The sequence below is a fragment of the Clostridium sp. UBA4395 genome, assembly GCF_002390995.1.
In the GTDB taxonomy this organism is placed as follows: Bacteria; Bacillota; Clostridia; order Clostridiales; family Clostridiaceae; genus Clostridium_J; species Clostridium_J sulfidigenes.
Genome location: NZ_DGRF01000077.1, coordinates 207,849 through 231,068 on the forward strand (window position 1 = coordinate 207,849; position 23,220 = coordinate 231,068).

21 protein-coding genes, 1 pseudogene and 1 riboswitch are annotated in these 23,220 nt (G+C 30.7%); all 22 genes and pseudogenes read left to right on the forward strand.

All coding sequences use genetic code 11. The annotated features are described in order from the left end of the window. Positions 1-151 precede the first annotated feature (151 nt). The 22 genes and pseudogenes from B2694_RS14805 (at position 152) to rsmB (ending at position 23,215) form a co-directional block, all read left to right on the forward strand. Positions 152-1,021, forward strand: a complete 870-nt coding sequence (locus B2694_RS14805; protein WP_346886384.1) for a phosphate ABC transporter substrate-binding protein — start codon at positions 152-154, stop codon at positions 1,019-1,021. An 85-nt stretch (positions 1,022-1,106) separates the two neighbouring features. Then, positions 1,107-2,015, forward strand: coding sequence for a phosphate ABC transporter permease subunit PstC (gene pstC / locus B2694_RS14810; RefSeq protein WP_346886385.1), 909 nt, complete (start codon positions 1,107-1,109; stop codon positions 2,013-2,015). A gap of 1 nt (position 2,016) precedes the next feature. Beyond that, positions 2,017-2,841 carry a phosphate ABC transporter permease PstA gene (gene pstA / locus B2694_RS14815; protein ID WP_346886386.1) on the forward strand — a complete coding sequence of 275 codons (825 nt, stop codon included), beginning with the start codon at positions 2,017-2,019 and terminating at the stop codon, positions 2,839-2,841. A 29-nt stretch (positions 2,842-2,870) separates the two neighbouring features. Continuing rightward, entirely contained in the window at positions 2,871-3,620 is a 750-nt protein-coding gene (pstB, locus tag B2694_RS14820) for a phosphate ABC transporter ATP-binding protein PstB (protein WP_150844780.1), read from the forward strand. Positions 3,621-3,680: 60 nt separating this feature from the next. Further along, positions 3,681-4,334, forward strand: coding sequence for a phosphate signaling complex protein PhoU (gene phoU, locus B2694_RS14825; protein ID WP_346886387.1), 654 nt, complete (start codon positions 3,681-3,683; stop codon positions 4,332-4,334). 198 nt (positions 4,335-4,532) lie between these two features. Further along, positions 4,533-5,867, forward strand: a complete 1,335-nt coding sequence (locus B2694_RS14830) for a DUF512 domain-containing protein (RefSeq protein WP_346886388.1) — start codon at positions 4,533-4,535, stop codon at positions 5,865-5,867. A 1-nt stretch (position 5,868) separates the two neighbouring features. Next, complete coding sequence (gene der / locus B2694_RS14835; protein WP_346886389.1) at positions 5,869-7,188, forward strand: ribosome biogenesis GTPase Der; 1,320 nt, start codon at positions 5,869-5,871, stop codon at positions 7,186-7,188. Positions 7,189-7,316: 128 nt separating this feature from the next. Then, a complete protein-coding gene (locus tag B2694_RS14840; protein WP_346886390.1) occupies positions 7,317-8,318 on the forward strand; it encodes an NAD(P)H-dependent glycerol-3-phosphate dehydrogenase in 1,002 nt (333 codons plus the stop codon). A 135-nt stretch (positions 8,319-8,453) separates the two neighbouring features. Next, the gene (locus B2694_RS14845) at positions 8,454-9,404 is read left to right on the forward strand and encodes a M15 family metallopeptidase (RefSeq protein WP_346886391.1); all 951 of its coding nucleotides are present in this window, start codon (positions 8,454-8,456) and stop codon (positions 9,402-9,404) included. A gap of 138 nt (positions 9,405-9,542) precedes the next feature. Then, positions 9,543-11,021 (forward strand): stage IV sporulation protein A, encoded by a 1,479-nt coding sequence (gene spoIVA / locus B2694_RS14850; protein ID WP_346886392.1) that lies wholly within the window; start codon positions 9,543-9,545, stop codon positions 11,019-11,021. 266 nt (positions 11,022-11,287) lie between these two features. Beyond that, positions 11,288-12,271, forward strand: coding sequence for an asparaginase (locus B2694_RS14855; RefSeq protein WP_346886393.1), 984 nt, complete (start codon positions 11,288-11,290; stop codon positions 12,269-12,271). An 85-nt stretch (positions 12,272-12,356) separates the two neighbouring features. Beyond that, a riboswitch (purine riboswitch) is annotated at positions 12,357-12,456 on the forward strand. 72 nt (positions 12,457-12,528) lie between these two features. After that, positions 12,529-13,884, forward strand: a complete 1,356-nt coding sequence (locus B2694_RS14860) for an NCS2 family permease (protein ID WP_346886394.1) — start codon at positions 12,529-12,531, stop codon at positions 13,882-13,884. 257 nt (positions 13,885-14,141) lie between these two features. Further along, on the forward strand, positions 14,142-15,020 hold the full coding sequence (locus B2694_RS14865; RefSeq protein ID WP_346886395.1) for a YicC/YloC family endoribonuclease: 879 nt from the start codon (positions 14,142-14,144) through the stop codon (positions 15,018-15,020). Between the two features lie 16 nt (positions 15,021-15,036). Beyond that, positions 15,037-15,309, forward strand: a complete 273-nt coding sequence (gene remA / locus B2694_RS14870; RefSeq protein ID WP_035132703.1) for an extracellular matrix/biofilm regulator RemA — start codon at positions 15,037-15,039, stop codon at positions 15,307-15,309. 1 nt (position 15,310) lies between these two features. Beyond that, complete coding sequence (gene gmk, locus B2694_RS14875) at positions 15,311-15,910, forward strand: guanylate kinase (protein ID WP_346886396.1); 600 nt, start codon at positions 15,311-15,313, stop codon at positions 15,908-15,910. Between the two features lie 5 nt (positions 15,911-15,915). Beyond that, positions 15,916-16,137 (forward strand): annotated as a pseudogene (gene rpoZ, locus B2694_RS14880) (DNA-directed RNA polymerase subunit omega); the annotation flags it as partial. A 61-nt stretch (positions 16,138-16,198) separates the two neighbouring features. Next, positions 16,199-17,386, forward strand: coding sequence for a bifunctional phosphopantothenoylcysteine decarboxylase/phosphopantothenate--cysteine ligase CoaBC (gene coaBC, locus B2694_RS14885; protein WP_346886398.1), 1,188 nt, complete (start codon positions 16,199-16,201; stop codon positions 17,384-17,386). A gap of 125 nt (positions 17,387-17,511) precedes the next feature. Next, positions 17,512-19,701 carry a primosomal protein N' gene (gene priA / locus B2694_RS14890; RefSeq protein ID WP_346886399.1) on the forward strand — a complete coding sequence of 730 codons (2,190 nt, stop codon included), beginning with the start codon at positions 17,512-17,514 and terminating at the stop codon, positions 19,699-19,701. A gap of 12 nt (positions 19,702-19,713) precedes the next feature. Continuing rightward, entirely contained in the window at positions 19,714-20,154 is a 441-nt protein-coding gene (gene def, locus B2694_RS14895; protein WP_346886400.1) for a peptide deformylase, read from the forward strand. Positions 20,155-20,165: 11 nt separating this feature from the next. Then, positions 20,166-21,110 (forward strand): methionyl-tRNA formyltransferase, encoded by a 945-nt coding sequence (gene fmt / locus B2694_RS14900; protein WP_346886401.1) that lies wholly within the window; start codon positions 20,166-20,168, stop codon positions 21,108-21,110. Between the two features lie 32 nt (positions 21,111-21,142). Continuing rightward, a complete protein-coding gene (locus tag B2694_RS14905; RefSeq protein ID WP_346886402.1) occupies positions 21,143-21,838 on the forward strand; it encodes a zinc metallopeptidase in 696 nt (231 codons plus the stop codon). 45 nt (positions 21,839-21,883) lie between these two features. Further along, positions 21,884-23,215, forward strand: a complete 1,332-nt coding sequence (gene rsmB / locus B2694_RS14910; RefSeq protein ID WP_346886403.1) for a 16S rRNA (cytosine(967)-C(5))-methyltransferase RsmB — start codon at positions 21,884-21,886, stop codon at positions 23,213-23,215. Positions 23,216-23,220 lie beyond the last annotated feature (5 nt).

Genomic DNA, 23,220 nt, shown 5'->3' on the forward strand with positions numbered 1-23,220 from the left:
CTTTTTCTTGTGAAGTTAAAAACTCTGTTTATGTTAAGTATTATTAACCTAAGTAAAGTTTTTTTAATATATGGATAATAATAGCTTAACTAATAAAGAATATAATCAATATTGTAAGATAAATAAAAAAACAAATTGGAGGGGAATTTAAATGAAAAAGAAGTCAATAAAAATATTAATAGCAGGAATAGTTGCAACAATGACCATGGGATTATTAGTAGGTTGTGGCGGAAAGGATACTTCCAATTCAAATAATAGCGGTAATAATACTAGTGATAATAAAGCAAAAGCTGTAACTATCAAAATATCAGGTTCAACTTCTGTAGGGCCACTAATGGAAAAGGAAGCAGAGAGATACAAAGGTGAAAATCCAAATGTTACTGTAGAGGTTCAACAGATAGGATCTTCAGCAGGAATAAAAAATGCTATAGGAGGCGTTAGTGAAATAGGTATGGCTTCACGTGAGTTGAAAGATGAAGAAAAATCAGAACTTGCTGAAACAGTAATTGCTTATGATGGAATAGCCTTAGTAATCCATCCATCAAATAAAGCAGAAAACTTAACTATGAAACAAATTAAGGACATATATACAGGAGCTGTAACTAACTGGAAGGAAGTTGGAGGAATTGATGCGCCAATAGTGGTAGTTTCAAGGGAAGATGGTTCAGGAACTAGAGATGCTTTCCAAGAAATTGTAGGATATACTTCAGAAGAATTAGAGAAAAATGCAACTATAGCAGAAGGTAATGGAAGTGTTAAAACTACAGTTTCAACAAATAAAAATGCAATAGGATATATTTCTTTTGAACAATTAGATGATTCAATTAAGGATTTAAAAATAGAGGGAAGTGAAGCAACACCTGAAAAAGTATTAAGCAAAGAGTATAAATTATCAAGACCTTTCCTAGTAGTATATAAAGAAGATAAATTAACAAAGGATGGAAAGCAATTTATTGACTACATTTTAAGTGAAAAAGGTCAAGGTATTGTTGAAGAAGCTGGTGGAATAAAAGTAAAATAGATAATTTATATGCCACAATGGTTATGGACCTTTGAGAGAAAAATTATCTTAAAGGTCTATTAAATTTAAATTGGAGGTCAAATATATGTCAGTGAAATCATTTAAGATGGAAAAACCCCACAAACTTAAGGGGATAAAATATATCATTGATGGTATATCAGAGAACGTTTTTAAAGTATGTGCTTTAATAGCAGTAATAAGTTTAATTTTAATAATAGGTTTTGTATTTTATAAGGGTTTGACACCATTTATATCTAAAGGATATTCCTTTGGAGAATTTTTACTAGGAACAGAGTGGGTACCTAGTTCAGAAAAGTATGGAATTCTTCCTATGATAATTGCTTCTATATATGGAACCCTAGGCTCTCTTGTTATAGGGGTACCCATAGGAATATTAACAGCTATTTTTATTGTTGAAATAGCACCTAAATCAGTAGCTAAGATAATGTCTCAAGGAGTGGAATTATTAGCAGGAATTCCTTCTGTATTATTTGGAGTCTTTGCCCTTGGAATAATAGTACCAGCTATTCAAAGTAAATTATCCCTTCCTAAAGGACAAAGTTTACTTGCCATTATAATAGTTCTTTCGGTAATGATGCTACCAACTATTATTTCAGTGGCAGAAACAGCTATAAGATCAGTACCAAAACAATATAAAGAGGCATCTTTAGCTTTAGGTGCATCTAAAATTGAAACTATATTTAAAGTAATTTTACCAGCAGCTAAGTCTGGAGTTTTAACAGCTATAGTACTAGGGATGGGAAGAGCAATAGGAGAAACCATGGCAGTTATCTTAGTTGCTGGGAATAGCCCCATAATACCAAATAATATAACAGATAGTGTAAGACCTCTCACTACTAATATAGCATTGGAAATGGGATATGCCTTTGGAACACATCAAGAAATGCTTTTTGCAACAGGAGTAGTTTTGTTTTCTTTCATTCTATTGTTAAACTTTGTAATAGCTAAAATATCAGAAAAGGCAGGTAATTAATATGAGAAAAATAAAAGACAATATATTAAAAACTATTTTATGGTTATCTGCAGCTATTACAGCTCTAATTATTGCTATTATAGTAGGATATATATTTAAAAAAGGTTTTAGACTTGTAGATTTTAACTTCATTTTTGGAGATTATTCTCCCACAAATGGTGGTGGTATATTTCCCATGATTGTTACTACATTGTTAACGGTAATATTATCTTTATTAATATCAATTCCTATAGGGATTTGTGGAGCTATATATTTACAAGAGTATGCAAAGCAAGGAAGAGGAGTTAAATTAATTAGGTTTGCAACAGAAAGTCTTGCAGGTATACCATCTATAATATATGGACTATTTGGAACAGTATTCTTTGTATCTACTCTTAAATTGCAGTTTTCAATTGTATCAGGTTCTTTAACATTAGCTATTATTGTACTACCTGTAATTATAAGAACCACAGAAGAAGCTTTAAAGACAGTTCCTCAAAGTTATAAAGAAGGTGCAGTAGCTTTAGGTTCAACTAAGTTTGAAGTTTTATATAAAATAGTAGTTCCCAGTGCAATGCCAGGAATTTTATCAGGAGTAATATTATCTATTGGAAGAATTATAGGCGAATCAGCAGCAATTCTTTTAACCGCTGGTACAGTAGCTGCAATGCCACAAAACCTTATGTCTAGTGGTAGGACTCTTACTGTACATGCTTATCTAGTTACTAAGGAAGCCGGAAATATAGAGCTAGCATCTGCAATTGGAGTTATACTAATATTTATAATTTTAGCTTTAAGCTTGATAGCTAAGGGAATCACCAAAACAATAAATAAAGAAAAATTTTAATCATTAGAATGTAACTAGGAGGAAATATGATGTCAATAATATCTGTAAAAGATCTTAATTTACACTATGGAACAAATCATGCTCTTAAAAATATAAATATAGAAATAGATAAGAATAGTGTTACAGCTTTAATAGGTCCATCGGGGTGTGGAAAGTCTACTTTCCTTAGAACTTTAAATAGAATGAATGATTTAATTGATGATGTAAAAATAGAAGGGCAAGTTTTTTTTGAAGATAACAATATCTACAAAGAGCTAAATGAAATAGAATTAAGAAAAAGAATAGGAATGGTATTTCAAAAACCAAATCCATTTCCAATGTCTATCTATGATAATATTGCCTATGGACCTAGAATTCATGGAATAAAGGATAAAAAAAAGTTAGATGAAATTGTAGAGAAATCTCTTCAAGGAGCAGCTCTTTGGAAAGAGGTAAAGGATAGGCTTAAAAAAAGTGCTATAGGATTATCGGGAGGGCAACAACAAAGACTTTGTATTGCTAGGACCATAGCTGTTGAACCTGAGGTCATACTAATGGATGAACCTACTTCTGCATTGGATCCAATATCAACTTCTAAGATAGAGGAACTTATGGACGTACTTAAAGAAAAATACACTATAGTCATAGTAACTCATAATATGCAACAAGCAGGACGTATATCAGATAAAACAGCATTCTTCTTAAATGGAGAAATTGTGGAGTATGGAAAGACAGAAGAGATGTTTCATGTGCCAAAGGATAAGAGAACTGAAGATTATATCACAGGAAGATTTGGTTAATAATAGAATGAAATTAGGTAGTTATCAATAATTAAAATTTATAAAGTGTAGGTGAAGAAGATGACAAGAAATAGTTTTGATCTTAAGTTACAACAACTTCATGAAGATTTAATGGCCATGGGTGAGGCTGTAGCCAAACAAATAGAAGATAGCATTGATGCATTAAAAAAACAGGATGAAGTCTTAGCAGAAAAAGTAATTCAAAAGGATGATGTAATAGATGACTTTGAAGAAGATATAGAGGATAAGTGTATAAAACTAATGGCTACAGAGCAGCCCTTAGCCAGTGATTTAAGAAGGATATTTATCACTACAAAGATCATAACTGATTTAGAGAGAATGGGAGACCATGCTGTAGACATAGCTAAGATTGGAAAAAAACTTATAGGAGAAACTTATATTAAGGAACTTATAGATATACCTAATATGGCTAAAATTGTAGAAAAAATGATTAAAGACTCTTTAGAGGTATATATAACTACAGATATAAGTAGAGCTCATGAAGTAAGTAAAATGGATGATCAGGTAGATAAATTATTTAAGAGTATATTTGATGAATTACTTGTAATAATGAGAAATGATCAAACAACTATAAATCAAGCTAGTCAATTTTTATTTATATGCAAGTTTTTGGAACGCATGGCAGACCATGCTACCAATATTTGTGAATGGACTATATATTTAGAGTGCGGAGAAAAACTAAAATTAAATTAATTTAAATCCATCTTCAAATTACAAGTTGGCTATGTGTAGTCAGCTTTTTTATTTTACTTAGAAATTAAATTATATTTTTGTTGAAAAATAGAAAGCTTTGAGGTAATCTTAATGAGGTGCATTGACTAGGGAATATAATTAAGATAATATAACATAATAGTGGTATAATCATGCTATAGGAATGAAGGAGATACAAATATGAAAAATGAAATAAGTAAGGTTATTCCAAATTCTATTGCAGAAGAAGTAGATATCGAGGTTGGAGATAGACTTTTAAGGATAAATGAAAATGATGTTAAAGATATAATAGATTATAAATTTCTTATTACTGATGAAGTACTTCTTTTAGAAGTGGAGAAGAAAGATGGAGAGATTTGGGAAATTGAAATTGAGAAGGATTATGATGAAGATTTAGGGATAGTATTTAGAGAAGGAATTATTGATAAACCTATGACATGTCATAATGATTGTATTTTTTGCTTTATAGATCAATTACCTAAAGGAATGAGAGAAACTTTATATTTTAAGGATGATGATTCTAGACTATCCTTTTTACAAGGAAATTTTTTAACTCTAACTAATATGAAAGAAGAGGATATAGAAAGAATAATAAAATACAAGATAAGTCCTATAAATGTATCTGTACATACTACAAATCCAGAACTTAGAGTTAGAATGCTCAACAATAGATTTGCGGGTAAAATGTATGATATACTTAAGAGGTTATCAGCAGCAGGAATAAAGATGAACACTCAAATTGTTTGCTGCCCAGGAATTAATGATGGAGAAGAATTAGTTAGCACTATAGAAGATCTATATAGACTTTATCCTAATGTTAATAGTGTAGCAGTAGTACCCTTAGGGATAACTAAGCATAGAGAAGGATTAAAAAAGCTAAATTTATTTACACAAGAAACTTCTTTAAAACAAATCAATTTAGTTAAAGAGCTACAAAAAAAGTACTATGAAGAAAGTGGAACACCATTTGTTAGATTGTCAGACGAATTTTATATAGTATCAGGGGAATCATTACCAGACTCTGAGCATTACCAAGGATTTGAGCAAATTGAAGATGGGGTAGGAATGGTAACTCTATTAAAGGATACCATAGATACTACACTTCCAGATTTAAAGAAAGGTGGAGTGGGATCTTTTACCTTTGTAACAGGGGCTTTAGTTTATCCTGAAATAGTACATATAAAAGATAAAATTCAAAGGTTAAATAATAATATAAATATTACCGTAGAGGAGATACCAAATAAGTTTTTTGGAGAGACTATAACAGTAACAGGGCTTTTAACAGGAATAGACATAATAAATACACTTAAAGAAAGAGAAGTTGGAGACTATATAATAATACCTGATAACGTCCTTAGAAAAGGCTATGAACTTTCTAATTCAGATAAAGCCATACTATTAGATGATTATACTGTGGAAGATTTATCTAGAGAACTAAATAGAAAAGTTATTATTTGTGATTTTACAGGAGATGATTTAATAACTATAATAAATGAACATTTAAGGGAGGATTAATATGGGAAAACCAGTAGTTGCTATTGTTGGAAGACCAAATGTAGGAAAGTCTACACTTTTTAATAAATTAGCAGGAAAGAGAATAGCTATAGTAGAAGATACACCAGGAGTTACAAGAGATAGAATTTATGCAGAGGCTGAATGGTTAAGACATAATTTCACAATTATTGATACTGGTGGAATTGAGCCAGAAAATGAAGATATTATAATGGTTCAAATGAGAAGGCAAGCAAATATTGCTATCGAAACAGCAGATGTAATTATATTTATAGTAGATGGGAAAGCCGGTCTTCATCCATCAGATTATGAAGTGGCACAAATGCTTAGAAAATCAGGAAAACCAATAACATTAGTAGTAAATAAAATTGATAGAAGAGAATTAGAAGATAATGCTTATGAATTTTATAACTTAGGTATAGGTAATCCAGTAACTATTTCAGCGACTCAAGCATTAGGTCTTGGAGATATGCTTGATGAAGTTGTAGCTCATTTTGATGAGTTAGGAAGTAGCGAAGAAGATGAAGAATACATAAAAATTGCCATGGTGGGTAAGCCTAATGTTGGAAAATCTTCACTTATAAATAAGTTACTAGGTGAAAATAGAAATATAGTAAGTAATATTCCAGGTACCACAAGAGATGCTATTGATAGTAAATTAGAAACTGATGAGGGTAAATTTATATTAATAGATACTGCAGGATTAAGGAGAAAAAGTAAAATTAAAGAAGAGATAGAAAGATATAGCGTTATAAGAACTCTTACAGCCATAGAGAGATCAGATGTGTGTATATTGATTCTTGATGCTACAGAAGAGTTAAGTGATCAAGATGAAAAGATTATAGGATATGCCCATGAACTTAATAAGGCAATAGTTGTAATAGTTAACAAATGGGATTTAATTGAAAAAGATGATAAGACTATGAATGATTATAAAGCTAGAATCGGTAGAGGATTATCTTTTATGCCATATGCTAATTATCTATTTATATCTGCATTAACAGGTCAAAGGGTAAACAAAGTTTTAAATGTAGCTAAAGAGTGCTATAATAATTATACTAAGAGGATAGCTACAGGGGTATTAAATGATGTGGTAAGTAAAGCTGTACTTATGAATGAACCTCCAGTAGTTGCATTAAGAAGACTAAAAATTTATTATGTAACCCAAGTGGATATAAAACCACCTACATTTATATTTTTTGTAAATGATCCAGCTTTACTACACTTCTCTTATGAGAGATATTTACAGAATAAGCTAAGGGAAAGTTTTGATTTTAAAGGTACCGGAATAAAAACTATATTTAGGAAGAGAAAAGAAGATTAATAAAAGTTTTATATCTTTTATTACAAATGGATTTTTAGTAAATAAGAAGAAATTAATAGAGACAATGAGAATAAATATTATATTATTTATTCTCATTGTTTTATATAATTTAAGAAAGTAGGGATAAGGTGAATAAGATTTCTTTTATAGGAGGAGGAAGTTTCGGTACAGCTTTAGCTGTATTACTTTCTAAGAAAGGGGCAGAATGTTCTGTATGGTGCCATAGTGAAAGCACAGTTAATGATATTAATATAAAAAGAGAAAATACAAAGTATCTTAAGGGAATTGTCATACCAGAAAAAGTTACTGCCTATGGTGATCTTGAAGAAACTATAGAAAATAGTAATATAATAGTTCTTGCAGTACCTTCAAAGGCTATTAGAGATATTTCAAAAAAAGTAGAGCCTTTTCTTAAAGGAGATGAAATAATTGTAACTGTGGCTAAGGGCATAGAAAATCATACATTAAAAAGAATGTCAGAAATAATTGAAGATGAAATAAAAGGTCATTCTGTAGTAGTGCTATCAGGTCCTAGTCACGCAGAAGAAGTAGCAATGAATATACCTACTACAGTAACGGTATCATCAAAGGATATGAAAGCTGCAAAAAAAATCCAGTATGTATTTAGCAATAATACATTTAGAGTTTATACAAATAATGATCTTATTGGAGTGGAAATAGGGGGAGCTTTTAAAAATATCATTGCCCTTGCTGCTGGGATTTCAGATGGCATTGGATATGGAGACAATACTAAAGCAGCTCTAATGACTCGAGGGATGAGTGAAATAATAAGGGTTGGAACTAAGCTCTCAGGAAAAGCTGAGACATTCTATGGGCTTACAGGAATGGGTGATTTAATAGTTACTTGCACTAGTATGCATAGTAGAAACAGAAGAGCAGGAATATTAATTGGAAGTGGAAAGACAATGGAAGAAGCCGTAAAAGAGATAGGTATGGTTGTAGAAGGAATTGAGGCTGTTAAAGCCTTTCATGAATTAAAATCTAAAACTGATGTAGATATGCCAATAACTACTGCATTGTATGAAGTTCTTTTTAAAGGCAAGAATGCTAAAGAATGTGTTACAAAATTAATGGGAAGAAAATATAAGGATGAAAACAATGAATTGTAAACATTTATTTAATTAAAATATTTTATTTTGATAATATCTTAATATTTGATATAATGATATAAGGTTAGATAGATGAGAATTAATTTTATTTTCAATGAAAAATTGAAGATAAAGGTAGGAGGCTAACAAAAACGTATGTTCAATAATAAAAATTATACAAAGAAAAAAAATGCATTTTATAAAAGAAAAGATATTTTTTACAAAAAGAAATCAGGTTTTAATAATGGAACTACAATAATTGTTGGGTTATTATTTTTAGTGGGTATAATGATCGGACTTGTGTTAAAGGAAGATTCAAAAGTCCTTGATACGGCTAATATATTCAACAATGATTATGAGAATAAAACTTCTAAATATAGCCAAGGGAAAACAACACCTTCTAGGGGCAATAGTATTAATGAACATGAATATAACGATTTAGGAGAAGTACCTGATTTAAATGACTCTACAGTTAGCGCTACCTTAACAAAGGATGAGATAAAAGAAATAAAAGATATTATTAATAGTGATACAACGGGATTATATACATTGGTAAACAAAGAAAATTTACTTTCTAAGGAGTATATGCCAGATAATTTAGTTATTCCGAATATCAATTTAGTATCTGAAAAAAGTAATGAAAAAAACCTAGTTAGTGGAACTATGGTTGAAGATTTAGAGCAGATGTTTTATGATGCTCAAGAAGAAGGTATTAATTTATTTTTAAGTAATGGATTTAGAGGATATGATTCTCAGACATATATCTACAATGAGGATATTCAAAATAAAGACAGTGAACATAGTGAATATGTAGCAAAACCAGGTGAAAGTGAACATCAACTTGGATTAGCTATTGATATTACTAGCAGAGATATGGCCTTTGATTTAAATCAATCCTTTGAGAATACCAAAGAAGGTGCTTGGGTTCTAGAAAATGCTTATAAGTATGGCTTTATTTTAAGGTATACTAAGACTAAAGAAGATATAACAGGCTATAAATATGAGCCATGGCATTATAGATATGTTGGAAATAAAACAATTAGTAACCTTTGTCACAATAAGGACTTAACATTAGAAGAATTACTTAGTTATGCTAAAAGTGAATAATTTAATTTAAAAACTTATCAAGTATTAAAAGTTTTCCTTTGAAAATAAAAAGGGGAACTTTTTTATTTTATTAATGCATAATATTAATTCTATATCAATATATATATAATGTTAATATGTAGTTGCGGGAGGGTAGCCTTGGAAAATTTTGATATATATAAAGATATAGCAGAAAGAACTCAAGGGGATATATATGTGGGGGTAGTTGGACCAGTTAGAACAGGTAAATCTACTTTTATTAAAAAGTTCATGGAACTAATGGTTATACCTAACATAGAAAATCCTCATAAGAAGGACAGAGCAAAAGATGAATTGCCACAGAGTGGATCAGGAAAATCTATTCACACTACAGAACCTAAATTTGTTCCTAATGAGGCTGTAGAAATTCAGTTTGAGGACGGAGTGAAATTTAAAGTTAGAATGGTTGACTGTGTTGGATATATAGTAAAGAATGCATTAGGCTATACAGAGGCTGATGCACCTAAAATGGTTTCTACTCCATGGCATGATTATGAAATTCCATTTGAGCAAGCGGCAGAAATAGGAACTAAGAAGGTAATAACAGATCACTCTACAATAGGTATAGTTGTAACTACAGACGGAAGTATTACAGGCTTAGATAGGGAGGATTATGTAGATGCTGAGGAGAGAGTTATAAAGGAGCTTAAAGAGATAAATAAGCCATTTATAATAGTTCTAAACACTGTAAATCCAAATTCAGAAGAGAGTAAAGGCCTAGGAAGGGAACTAGAAGAAAAGTATGATGTTCCTGTAAAAGTTATGGATGTAATGAATATAGGAAACAATGAGATTACACAAATATTTGATACAGTTCTAAGAGAGTTCCCGGTAAAAGAAATAAATATTGATATGCCTCAGTGGATGGAGAGTTTAAATTCATCTCATTGGTTAAAGGTAAATATAATGACTATTCTAAAAGCCATGTGTAAAGATATCTATAAAGTTAGAGATGTTAAGAGATGTCTTGATGCCTTTAAAGGAATTGAATTCTTATCAGACATAAAAGTTAAAGAAATGAACATGGGAGAAGGTACTTCCTGTGTGGATATTAATCCAAAACATGAATTATTTTATAAGATCCTTGGAGAGATTTGTAATACTGATATAAAAAATGAAAATGATTTATTAAATATTATGGAGAGTTTCTACAAGGCTAAAATAGAATATGATAAGGTTGAGGAGGCATTAAAAGAAGTTAATGAGACAGGTTATGGATTAGTTGCACCACAGCTTACTGAAATGAAACTAGAAGAGCCTGAAATTGTTAAGAAGGGTAATCAATATGGAGTAAAACTAAAAGCCTCAGCTCCATCATTACATTTAATTAAAGCTGATATTGAAACTGAAATTCAACCAATAATGGGTAGTGAAAAACAAAGTGAAGAGTTCTACAAATCAATTTTAGAGCAATTTGAAAATGATCCTTCACAAATTTGGCAAAGTAACATGTTTGGAAAGTCTTTAGAAGAATTAGTTAAAGAAGGGCTTCAAAATAAACTTTACAAAATGCCTGAAGATGTGCAAATTAAACTTCAAAAAACCCTTCAGAAAATTATTAATGAGGGAAATGGTGGACTTATCTGCATAATTATCTAATGAATGTTAAGACGTTTTCTTTAAATTCAAAAATATAGTTTTGAAATTAATATTAAATTCAAAACTATATTTTTTATTGTATAATTCTACACAATGTAATATATTTAATTATGTAAAAGATTTCATTGAAATGACTATAATGGATAAGGTACATTTACAATGTCCTTGATAAAGAGATATAATTAAAATTGATTATAAACAAGTTAAGTGTAATTGAACTTTTATTTTGGATTGTAAATAATAAAGATTTTGGAGGTACATAAAGTATGAGTAAAGTTGTAGTAATATTTAATGGTGGAACTATATCTATGAAGGTAGATGAAAAAATAAAAGCAGCGGTGCCTAATTTAACAGGTGAAGAAATAATGTCCATGGTAACAGGTATTGAATCCTATGCAGAAGTAGAATCATATACATTTTCTAGCCTTCCAAGCCCTCATATGACCCCAGATATAATGATGGAATTATCAAATTATGTTAAGAAGTTTTTAGAAAGAGAAGATGTAGATGGAGTAGTAGTTACCCATGGAACAGATACTCTTGAGGAAACAGCTTATTTTTTACAGCTAACTATAAATAGTGAAAAGCCAGTAGTAGTTACGGGTTCCATGAGAAATAGTTCTGAGCTAGGATACGATGGACCTGCTAACTTAGCAGCATCAATTTGTACGGCTACATCTAAAGAGTCAAGAAATCGTGGAGTAATTGTATGTTTAAATAATGAACTAAATTGTGCTAGTGAGGTTACAAAGTCTCACTCTATGCACCTTAATACGTTTCAAAGTCCAGAATTTGGGTCAATAGGTATTGTTGACAGTAATGAAGTAAGGTTTTATAGAGGAAGCACTACAAAGGAATATATAAATACTGATGTAATAGAAAATAATGTTCAGCTTATTAAATCCTGTGCAGGAATGGATGGAACACTTATAGATTATTGTGTTAGTCAAGGTGCTAAGGGATTAGTAATTGAAGCTATGGGGAGAGGTAATATTCCACCGTTAATGGCGAGTTCTGTAGAAAAGGCTATAAATAAAGGTGTGGCAGTAGTAATAGTTTCTAGATGTTATAAGGGGAGAGTTCTAGATAGTTATGGTTATGAAGGCGGAGGAAAACAATTAAGAAATATGGGTGTTATATTTGGGGATAGCATGCCAGGGCAAAAGGCTAGAATAAAGATGATTTTAGCCTTGGGAAAAACAAGAAATTTAGATGAAATAAGAGAAGTATTTGAAAAAGGGCATTATTAATACACGAACGTTATAAATAAAAATAAAATTAATATACGTAAAATCATTGACATAGGTATATAAAGTTGATATTATAATCTTGTAAAAAGAAATAATCACTAATTTTCATATAGGTCTAATGCGATGGATTAGATGTTTCTACCGGATACCGATAAAATCCGACTATGAGAATTCCTATGTTAAAAAAACTGTCACTGGGATTCTTATCCAGTGACTATTTTTTTGCAATAATACATATTGATAGGAGGACAAGTATTATGGAAAAATTTTTTAAGTTAAAAGAAAATGGTACCGATGTAAAGAGGGAAGTTGTTGGTGGATTAATAACTTTCTTAACTATGGCGTATATAATAGCCGTTAATGCTAACATATTAGGAGATCCTGGTGTTGGAATGAATCCAGGAGCAGTTGTTACAGCAACTTGCCTAGCAGCAGGGGTTACTACTATTTTAATGGGAATCTATGCTAATCTACCATTAGGCTTAGCTTCAGGCATGGGACTTAATGCATTCTTTGCTTATACAGTAGTAATGGAAATGGGTATATCTTGGGAAATAGCGTTAACAGCAGTATTTGTAGAAGGAATTATATTTATTTTATTATCATTAACAAAGGTTAGGGAAGCTATCGTAAACTGTATACCAACTAACTTAAAATATGCAGTTACTGCAGGTATTGGACTATTTATAGCATTTATAGGTTTTGGTAATGCTGGAATAGTAGTTGGAAGTGAAGCTACAAAGGTAACCATGGGTAGCTTAGTAAGTCCAACAGCTTTAATTACAATATTAGGTGTAATGGTTATAGTAATTTTATCTAAAAAAAATGTAAAAGGTGCAATACTTTGGGGAATGGCTGCTAGTGCTATAGCTGCATGGATATATGCTGCTTTATCACCAGAAGCTGCTACAGCTGCAGGAATATATTTACCAAAAGGTATTTTAAAGTTTGAATCTATAGCACCTATTGCAGGTAAATTAGATTTCTCAGTATTCACCAATGCTGGAACTATGTCAAAATTTATTTCAGTTGTATTTGTATTCTTATTTATAGACTTCTTTGATACAGCTGGAACTTTAGTTGGAGTAGCGTCAAAGATTGGAATGATAGATAAAGATGGTAAAGTTAAAAATGCAGGTAAGGCATTACTAGTAGATGCAATTGGGACAACTTTCGGAGCTTGTGTAGGAACATCTACAGTTACAACTTATGTAGAGAGTTCTGCTGGAGTTGCATCAGGAGCTAGAACAGGTCTTTCAGCAGTAGTTACAGGAATATTATTCTTACTTGCTATGTTCTTATCACCATTATTTGTTGCTATACCAGGTTGTGCAACAGCACCAGCTTTAATTATTGTAGGGTTCTTCATGATAGAATCAGTTAAAAATATAGATTTTTCTGATTTCACTGAAGGTGTACCAGCGTTCCTTACTATAGCATTAATGCCTATGACATATAGTATTGGAGATGGATTAATGATAGGAATGTTATCTTATGCTATATTAAACCTAATATCTAATATTACAACTAAGGAAGCTAAGGATAGAAAAAAAGTATCTTTCGTTGTATATATTCTAGCAATAATATTCTTATTTAAAATAATCTTCGGTTAAATAAAGTTATATATATGTATTTATTAAAATTGATGATTTTATTGAATTAATTTACAAATCAGGGACATAAGCTTAAAATACAAGCTTATGTCCCTTGTTTATAGAGTGAATATTTTAAATTATAATGGTTTTTCTAAGGTTTTCTAAAGAATATTTCATTTTTCTTTAAAATTCTTTTGTTTATGGGTTGAAATAAGCCACATACTTTATGTATAATAAATAAAGAATTTAAGAAGGTCTAGAAGGGTGCGTTGTATATGATAAAAAGCATGACTGGATTTGGAAGAGGTACATCAGAGGGCGAAGCATCTAGTTTTATTGTGGAAATAAAGACGGTAAATCACAGATACTTTGAACTTAATGCTAGAATGCCAAGAACTTTAATATCTTTAGAAGATGGTATAAGAAAATATGTAAATGACAAGATTAAAAGGGGAAAGGTAGATATATTTATCACTCAAAATCAAGGAGCTAACGAAGAAATGTCCGTGGTGGTAAACGAGAGTTTAGCTGAAAATTATGTGAAAGTATTACATAATTTAAGGGATAAGTATGATTTAAGGGATGATATTTCTGCAACAACCTTAGCACGATTTCCAGAAGTTCTAAAATTAGAACAAAAGGAAGAAGATTTAGAAAAAACATGGAAGATATTATTACCAGCAGTAGAAGAGGCAGTACACAATCTTGTGTCCATGAGGCAACAAGAAGGTGAAAAACTTTTGATAGATATTACAAAGAGATGTGAATGTATTTCAAGTAATGTTGATATAATTAATAGAAGGGTGCCAGAAGTTACAGAAGAGTATAGAGCTAAACTTCTAAAGAAAGTAGAAGAAATTTTAGCAGAAAAAAGTATTGATGAAAATCGCATTGCTATGGAAGTAGTTCTTCAAGCTGATAAATCCTGTGTTGATGAAGAAATTGTTAGACTTAAAAGTCATGTTGCGCAAGTCATCAAAACTTTTAAACTAGGAGAGCCAATAGGTAGAAAGCTAGACTTCATTGTTCAAGAAATGAACAGAGAAGCAAATACAATTGCGTCTAAAGTTAACGATTTGGAATTAACTAATATAGCACTTGATATAAAAAGTGATATAGAAAAGATTAGAGAACAGGTTCAAAACATAGAATAAATTTAGGAGGTAGGGCATGGGTATAAAACTTATAAATATTGGATTTGGAAATATTGTTTCAGCAAATAGATTAGTAGCTATTGTTAGTCCAGAATCAGCGCCTATAAAAAGAATAATTCAAGAAGCTAGAGATAGGGGTATGCTAATAGATGCTACCTATGGTAGAAGAACTAGAGCAGTTATAATAACTGATAGTGACCATGTAATACTATCTGCTGTTCAGCCTGAAACAGTAGCACATAGATTGTCATCTAAAGGTGATGATGCTATAGATGAGGTAGAGGATTAATATGGGAAGTAAAGGACAATTATTAGTTATATCTGGACCATCAGGAGCAGGCAAAGGGACTGTATGTAAGGCGCTAATTGAAAAAAATCCAATATGGATTTCTACATCTTGCACTACGCGTAAGCCAAGAGAAGGTGAAGTAGAAGGAGTAAATTATTTCTTTATAGAGAGAGATGAGTTTTTAAATAAGATTGATAAAGAAGATTTTCTGGAATATGCAGAGGTTTATGGTAATTTTTATGGAACACCAAAATCTGAGGTTTTAAAGATGTTAGAAGAAGGTAAGGATGTAATATTAGAAATAGATATACAAGGTGCATTAAAAATTAAATCTTCATATCCTAAAGGAATATTTATATTTATTATGCCTCCATCTATGGAAGAACTTAGAAATAGAATAACAAATAGAGGAAGCGAAACTCCAGAGTCATTAAAGACTAGAATGGAATGTGCTTATGATGAAATAAGCTTTGCATCTAAATATGACTATGCCGTTGTAAATGATAAGGTTGAAGATGCAGTTAAAAAAATTGAAAGTATAATAGTCGCTGAAAAATGTAGAGTATTTAAAATTAAAGATGAGCTATTAGGGAGGTTCTAAAAGATATGAGTAATTCAAAGAGCAATTCAATGATTAATCCATCTATTGTGGAATTATTAGAAAAAGTGGATAACAGATATTCATTAGTAGTATCTACTTCAAGAAGAGCAAGAAAAATAATTGACGGTGAAGAACCAAAAGTACAAGGCGTAGGTGCAAAGCCATTAACTATTGCTATTAATGAAGTTAAACAAGGGATTATAGAAATTAGAGAGGCAGATGATAAGTTTACTAAGGTTCAAGAAGTTGAACTAGTAAATGAAGAAGTGGAAGAAGGCTCAAATTTAGATGAGTAAGAAAAATGTAGTTGTTGGAGTAACAGGTGGAGTTGCAGTTTATAAGGCTCTAGATGTTATAAGCAGATTGAAAAAGAAAGATATAAATGTGGACGTTATTATGACAAAGTCAGCTTGTGAGTTTGTTACTCCATTAAGTTTTCAATCATTAAGTCAAAATGCAGTAATAAAGAATATGTTTGATGAACCTAAGGTTTTTGAAATTCAGCATATATCTTTAGCTAAAAAAGCAGATGTACTAGTAGTAGTTCCAGCTACAGCAAACATTATAGGTAAAGTAGCAAATGGCATTGCTGATGATATGTTATCAACTACTATTATGGCTACTAATGCAAAGGTAATCTTTGCACCAGCCATGAATACTAATATGTATAACAATCCCATAGTTAAAGAAAATATTAAAAAATTGAAAAGTTATGGGTATGAGTTTATAAATCCTAGTAGTGGGCGATTAGCTTGCGGAGATGTAGGAGATGGAAAACTTGCTGACACAGAAGAAATTGCAGAAATGATTTTATCACATCTTCATGAACCAAAGGACTTAGTAGGTAAAAAAGTGCTAGTAACAGCAGGGCCTACTAGAGCTAATATAGATCCAGTAAGGTTTTTAACTAACAGATCTACTGGTAAGATGGGATATGCAATTGCTGAAGAGGCTAGAGACAGGGGAGCAGAAGTGGTTCTTGTCAGTGGTCTTACCAGTATAAAAGCACCATTAGGAGTTAAAATCATAAAAGTAGAAACCAATGAAGAAATGTTAAATGCAGTTAAAGCAGAATTTGATACTAGTGATATTGTGGTTAAATCTGCAGCAGTAAGCGATTATAAACCTAAGACTTATTCAGATAAGAAGATAAAAAAGGGACCAGGTAATTTAAATATAGAACTAGAAAGAGATAACGATATTCTAAAGGAACTAGGAACCCTGAAAAAACACCAAATCTTAGTTGGATTTGCAGCTGAGAGTAACGATGTAATAGAAAATGCTCACATAAAGCTAAAAAAGAAAAATCTTGATTATATTGTAGCTAATAATATAACTGAAAGTAATGCAGGCTTTGGAAGTGATACTAATAGGGTTACTATTATAAATAGAGATGGGAAAGAAATATCTCTTGATAATATGAGTAAAAGATTAGTTGGACATGAGCTTTTTAATATGATTTTAAACAATAAATAAAAAGAGCGACTAAGTCGCTTTTTTTATTATTTATTTATATAATATATCTAATGGGTTTAAAAAAGAAAATATGGTTAATAGTTAATTTAGAATGGAGGTAGACACCTCTAGAAGGGGGACTAAAAGTGTATTTAGGAATTATCGTAAATAATGAAGCTGTAAAAGTAGATAAAATATTTACATATAAGGTGCCTGAAAGCTTATATGGTAAAGTAAAAAAAGGCAGAATGGTTACAGTTCCCTTTGGAAATGGAAATAAGAAAATATATGGATTTATAGTTGATATATTTTATGATATAGATGATAATACTAAATTGAAAGAAATTGTTGATATAGATGACAGTATGGAATTTCTTACGGAGGATAATATACGTCTTATAGAAATAATGAGAAGGAAGTATTTATGTACTTATTTAGAATGTATAAAAGTTATGATTCCCAGTGGAATAACTAAAGGAACAACCTTTAAAACTAAAAATAGTGTAATTATTGGTAGACCCTTAACAGAAAAATATAGTAAAGAAGAATATATAAATATTGTGAGTTTCATAGGAGAACATAATGGAATTTATAATAAGACAGAACTTACTGGTGAGTTTAAATTTTCTTTATCTAGGATTAATACATTAATTAAGAATGGATTCTTAGATGTTAAAAAGACTATAGTTAATAGGTATAATGAAAATGTATATAAAAAATATGAGGAAAAAATATTAAATTCAATTCAACAAAGATGTGTTGATACTATATTATCCCAAAGTAGTAGTAATAAATTTCTTATTCATGGTATAACTGGTAGTGGGAAAACTGAGATATATATGAGCCTAGTAAAAGAGATGATTAAAAAAAATAAAGATTCTATAATATTAATTCCGGAAATTGCCTTGACTCCTCAAATGGTTGAAAGGTTTAAAGGAAGGTTTGGAAGAGATATTGCTATATTTCATAGTAGGTTATCTATAGGTGAGAGATTTGATGAATGGATGAGAGTAAAAACAGGAAATGTTAAAGTAGCCATAGGTGCTAGATCTGCAATTTTTCTTCCTTTTTCTAATTTAGGTCTTATTGTTATAGATGAGGAACATGAAACTAGCTATAAATCAGATAGTGACCCCAAATATCATGCGAGAGATATAGCTAGTTTAAAAGCTGAAATTGAAGGATGTAAAGTGGTGTTAGGATCTGCTACACCCTCCATTGAGACTTATTATAAGGCTACAGAAGGTGAATATGATATAATTACTTTAAATCACAGAGCCGATGGAGCTAATCTTCCAACTATAGAGATAGTGGATATGAGAGAAGAGCTAAAAGAAGGAAATAAGTCTATGTTTAGTAGAAGACTTTATGAAGAAATGATAGCATGTTTAGAAAAAAAAGAGCAAGCCATAATGTTTTTAAATAGAAGAGGATATTCTACTTTTGTATCTTGCAGAGAGTGTGGTTACGTATTTAAGTGTGATAATTGTGATATTTCGCTTACCTATCATAATGATAACAATTTAACTTGTCACTATTGTGGAGCAAAGCAAAGAGCATTAAAAACTTGTCCAAAATGTAAAAGTAAATATGTGAAATATTTTGGAGTAGGCACAGAGCAATTAGAACATAGTGTTAGAAAGACCTTTTTATATAGTAAACCTCTTAGAATGGATTTTGATACTACAAGGGGAAAAGATTCTTATGAAAAAATATATAAAGACTTTTCTGCAAAAAGGTACAATGTGTTAATAGGTACTCAAATGATTGCTAAGGGCTTGGATTTTAAAGAAGTAACCCTAGTTGGAATAATTGCTGCAGATTTATCTTTAAATCTACCGGACTATAGAGCTGCAGAAAAGACTTTTCAATTAGTAACTCAAGTAGCTGGGAGAGCAGGTAGAGGTAATAAGGCTGGAAAGGTAATACTTCAGACTTATACTCCAGATAATTATAGTATAGTTTATGCTGCTGCAAATGATTATAAAAGTTTTTATGAAGAAGAAATAATTATTAGAAAGCTAAGGGAGTATCCACCTTTTTCTAAGATTCTGTGTATAAATTTAAGTAGTGAAAATGAGGAACATTTAATAAAAAGTATACAAAGTTTAGCAGATAAAGTAAGGATAAAAAACTATGGAAGTGATAAAATTGAGTTATTAGGACCATGTCCTTGTGGGGTTTCTAAAATAAAAAGCTTGTACAGATGGCAAATTATAATTAAAGGTGATTTTGATGATAATTATGCTATGGATATAAAAAATTTAGTCTATGAGCAGATTAATTATAAAAATATAAGAATTGGTATTGATATAAATCCAAATAATTTACTGTAAGGGAGAATGATTATGGCATTAAGAAATATAAGAATTAATGAAGACCCAATTTTAAGGAAGATTAGTAAGGTAGTTAAAAACATTGATGAAAGAACACAAATATTAATTGATGATATGCTAGATACTATGTATGAAACTAATGGAGTAGGTCTTGCAGCACCACAAGTAGGTATTTTAAAGCGAGTGGTGGTTATAGATATTGGTGATGGACCAATAATACTTATTAATCCAGAGATTGTTAAGGCTAATGGTGAAGTTAAGGATGTAGAAGGATGTCTAAGTGTACCAGGTAAACAAGGAAATGTTATAAGACCTCAATATGTAAAAGTTAAAGCTGAAGACAGAGATGGAAATTCTATTGAAATTCAGGGGGAGGATTTTCTAGCAAGGGCTCTTTGTCATGAAATAGATCATTTAAATGGAATATTATATACTGATAAGACAGTGAAATAGGAGGTATGAAGATGAATATAGTATTTATGGGTACACCAGATTTTGCAGTGCCATCTTTAGAGGCAATTATTGAAAAATATGGAGTTAAGGCAGTACTAACTCAACCAGATAGACCTAAAGGAAGAGGAAAATCTGTGGCAATGTCACCAGTAAAACAGGTAGCACTTAACCATAATATAAAAGTATATCAACCAGAAAAGTTAAAAAATGAAAAAAGTTTAATAGAAGAATTAAAAAATATGAATTTAGATTTTATAATAGTTGTAGCCTTTGGTCAAATTCTATCTAAGGAAGTCTTAGATATACCTAAGTATGGATGTATAAACCTTCATGGTTCATTACTTCCTAAATATAGAGGTGCAGCACCAATTCATTATGCTATTATGAAGGGAGAAAAGGAAAGCGGAAATACCACTATGCTAATGGATATAGGTTTAGATACAGGAGATATGTTATTAAAGAACAAAGTAGAGATTACAGAAAATATGACTACTGCAGAGCTCCATGATAAACTTATGAGCAGTGGAGCTGAGCTTTTAATTGAAACTATAGAAGGCCTTTATAATGACAGGATAACTCCAATAAAGCAAGGAGAAAGTGAAAGTTGTTATGCCAGTATGCTGAATAAAGAGATGGCAAAGATTAATTGGAATCAAAGTTCTAAAGACATACATAATTTTGTAAGAGGACTTTACTCTTTTCCAATAGCCTATACTTATTATAAAGATGAGCCTATGAAGGTAATTGAAACTAGACTTACTAACGAGAAGTCTTCTAAAACTCCAGGGACTATTTTAAAAGTTGATAAAGAAGGAATGTTGGTTTCATCTGAAGATAATAATATATTAATAACTAAGGTTCAATTTCCTAATAAAAAGCCTTTAAGAGTAGAAGAATATATAAAAGGAAATTCTATTGAAGAAAATATATTATTAAAAAGTTCAAAAGAAGAGTAAAAATTAATTAAACAAAATAAGGAGAGATATATATGGGATATTATTATGGAAGTTTTCTTGACACAACAATGATTATTATTATACCAGCCCTTATCATTTCAATATGGGCTCAGATGAAAATAAAAAGTAGTTATGCAAAGTATTCACAAGTATATAGTAGAAATGGATATACTGGAAGTCAAGTAGCTAGAATGATATTAGATGCCTACGGACTTTTTGATATTCCAGTATTAGTTACAGGTGGTCACCTTACAGATCACTATGACCCTAGTAAAAAGGTGGTAAAGCTATCAACAGATGTATACAACGGTACATCCCTGGCAGCTATAGGTGTAGCTGCCCATGAGATAGGTCATGCTATTCAACATAAAGAAGGATATGCACCAATTAAAATAAGAACAGCTTTAGTGCCAATTGCTAATATAGGCTCCCAAGCTTCTTGGATATTATTCTTTATTGGAATTGTAATGTCTTTTACACCATTAGTTAACTTTGGTATTATATTATTCTCAGCAGCAGTTCTTTTTCAGATAGTAACACTGCCTGTAGAGTTTAATGCATCCAGTAGAGCTGTAGCCATATTAAGTGCAAGGAATATACTTTATGAAGATGAAGTAAAGGGAGCTAAAAATGTTTTGACTGCAGCAGCATTAACCTATGTAGCAGCAGCAGTTACAGCTATTGCACAGCTTTTAAGACTCATTGCTATAAGAAATAGAAATGATTAGTAGGAAAATGGATAAACACTAGAAATCGTAGATAGGATGATATGAATGATAGGTGCTAGAGAAGTAGCAATAAATACAGTAATACAAGTCTTTGAAAATAAGGCTTATTCTAATATTGTTTTAAACAACAACCTTAGTCAATGTAATCTTGGAGATAAAGATAAAGCATTAGCTACAGAACTTGTTTATGGTACTATAAAATATAGGTACGCAATTGATAAAATACTTAAGACTTTTTTAGAAAAAAAATTTGACAAAACAGATAAATATATTTTAAATTTATTAAGGGTTTGTATATATCAGCTTAGATATTTAGATAAAATACCTGAGTTTGCAGCAGTAAATGAGGGCGTTAATTTAGCTAAGACTAATGTGTCTGTGGGAGCTTCCAAATTAGTAAATGGTGTATTAAGAAGTTATTTAAGAAATAAGAATAAAGATTATTATAATAAAGAAAACATTAATGAAAGTTTAGCATTTTCATATTCTTTTCCTCAATGGATGGTAAAATTATTTATTGAGCAATATGGAGAGGTAGTTGGAGAAAAGATACTAGATGGGCTTAATAAAAGACCTGCTGTTACAGTTAGAGTAAACTCCACAAAGGGAGATTTTGAACAGGTTTTTCATGAGCTGGAAAAGAATGCTTACAACGTAGAAGAGGGGTCTATATGCCCTGAAGCCATAAGAATCGTAAGAGGAAAGAGTGTAGAAGAAAATCCATTGTTTAAGAAAGGTGCTATTACAGTTCAAGATGAAAGTGCTATGCTAGTAGCACCTAGTATGGATTTAGAAGAGCATATGACTGTATTAGATTTATGTAGTGCTCCAGGAGGAAAAACTACTCATATAGCTGAAATAATGGATAATACAGGTATAGTTAAGGCTTTTGATATTTATGATCATAAGCTAGAACTTATAAGAAGTAATAGTGAAAGATTAGGACTAACAAACATTGAATTAGATATATTAGATGCTACTAAAGAATGCAAAGATTTAATTGAGGTGGGAGATAGAGTGCTTATAGATGTACCTTGCTCTGGCCTAGGAATAATAAGAAAAAAACCAGAAATTAAATATACAAAAAAAGAGAAAGAATTAAAATCTTTAATAACAGTTCAACGTGAAATAATGAAGAATGCAGCTAAATATGTGAAACCAGATGGAATAATTTTATATTCAACTTGTACTATAAATAAAACAGAAAATCAAGGGAATATAAACTGGTTTTTAAGTAATTTTAAAGATTTTAGTGTAGAGCCTTTAAACTTTGGACAGGTGGAAAATCTAGTCTATGATGAAAAGGGTTCTGTAACAGTGGTGCCTAATGAATATATGGATGGATTTTTTATAGCAAAAATTCGTAGAAATAAATAGGAGTA

Coding starts and splice junctions, on each gene's coding strand:
- der (WP_346886389.1), top strand. CDS start 5,869: ATGGGAAAACCAGTAGTTGCTATTGTTGGAAGACCAAATGTAGGAAAG.
- pstB (WP_150844780.1), top strand. CDS start 2,871: ATGTCAATAATATCTGTAAAAGATCTTAATTTACACTATGGAACAAAT.
- B2694_RS14830 (WP_346886388.1), top strand. CDS start 4,533: ATGAAAAATGAAATAAGTAAGGTTATTCCAAATTCTATTGCAGAAGAA.
- B2694_RS14805 (WP_346886384.1), top strand. CDS start 152: ATGAAAAAGAAGTCAATAAAAATATTAATAGCAGGAATAGTTGCAACA.
- B2694_RS14845 (WP_346886391.1), top strand. CDS start 8,454: ATGTTCAATAATAAAAATTATACAAAGAAAAAAAATGCATTTTATAAA.
- B2694_RS14860 (WP_346886394.1), top strand. CDS start 12,529: ATGGAAAAATTTTTTAAGTTAAAAGAAAATGGTACCGATGTAAAGAGG.
- rsmB (WP_346886403.1), top strand. CDS start 21,884: ATGATAGGTGCTAGAGAAGTAGCAATAAATACAGTAATACAAGTCTTT.
- phoU (WP_346886387.1), top strand. CDS start 3,681: ATGACAAGAAATAGTTTTGATCTTAAGTTACAACAACTTCATGAAGAT.
- B2694_RS14905 (WP_346886402.1), top strand. CDS start 21,143: ATGGGATATTATTATGGAAGTTTTCTTGACACAACAATGATTATTATT.
- B2694_RS14855 (WP_346886393.1), top strand. CDS start 11,288: ATGAGTAAAGTTGTAGTAATATTTAATGGTGGAACTATATCTATGAAG.
- fmt (WP_346886401.1), top strand. CDS start 20,166: ATGAATATAGTATTTATGGGTACACCAGATTTTGCAGTGCCATCTTTA.
- pstC (WP_346886385.1), top strand. CDS start 1,107: ATGTCAGTGAAATCATTTAAGATGGAAAAACCCCACAAACTTAAGGGG.
- def (WP_346886400.1), top strand. CDS start 19,714: ATGGCATTAAGAAATATAAGAATTAATGAAGACCCAATTTTAAGGAAG.
- pstA (WP_346886386.1), top strand. CDS start 2,017: ATGAGAAAAATAAAAGACAATATATTAAAAACTATTTTATGGTTATCT.
- coaBC (WP_346886398.1), top strand. CDS start 16,199: ATGAGTAAGAAAAATGTAGTTGTTGGAGTAACAGGTGGAGTTGCAGTT.
- B2694_RS14865 (WP_346886395.1), top strand. CDS start 14,142: ATGATAAAAAGCATGACTGGATTTGGAAGAGGTACATCAGAGGGCGAA.
- gmk (WP_346886396.1), top strand. CDS start 15,311: ATGGGAAGTAAAGGACAATTATTAGTTATATCTGGACCATCAGGAGCA.
- remA (WP_035132703.1), top strand. CDS start 15,037: ATGGGTATAAAACTTATAAATATTGGATTTGGAAATATTGTTTCAGCA.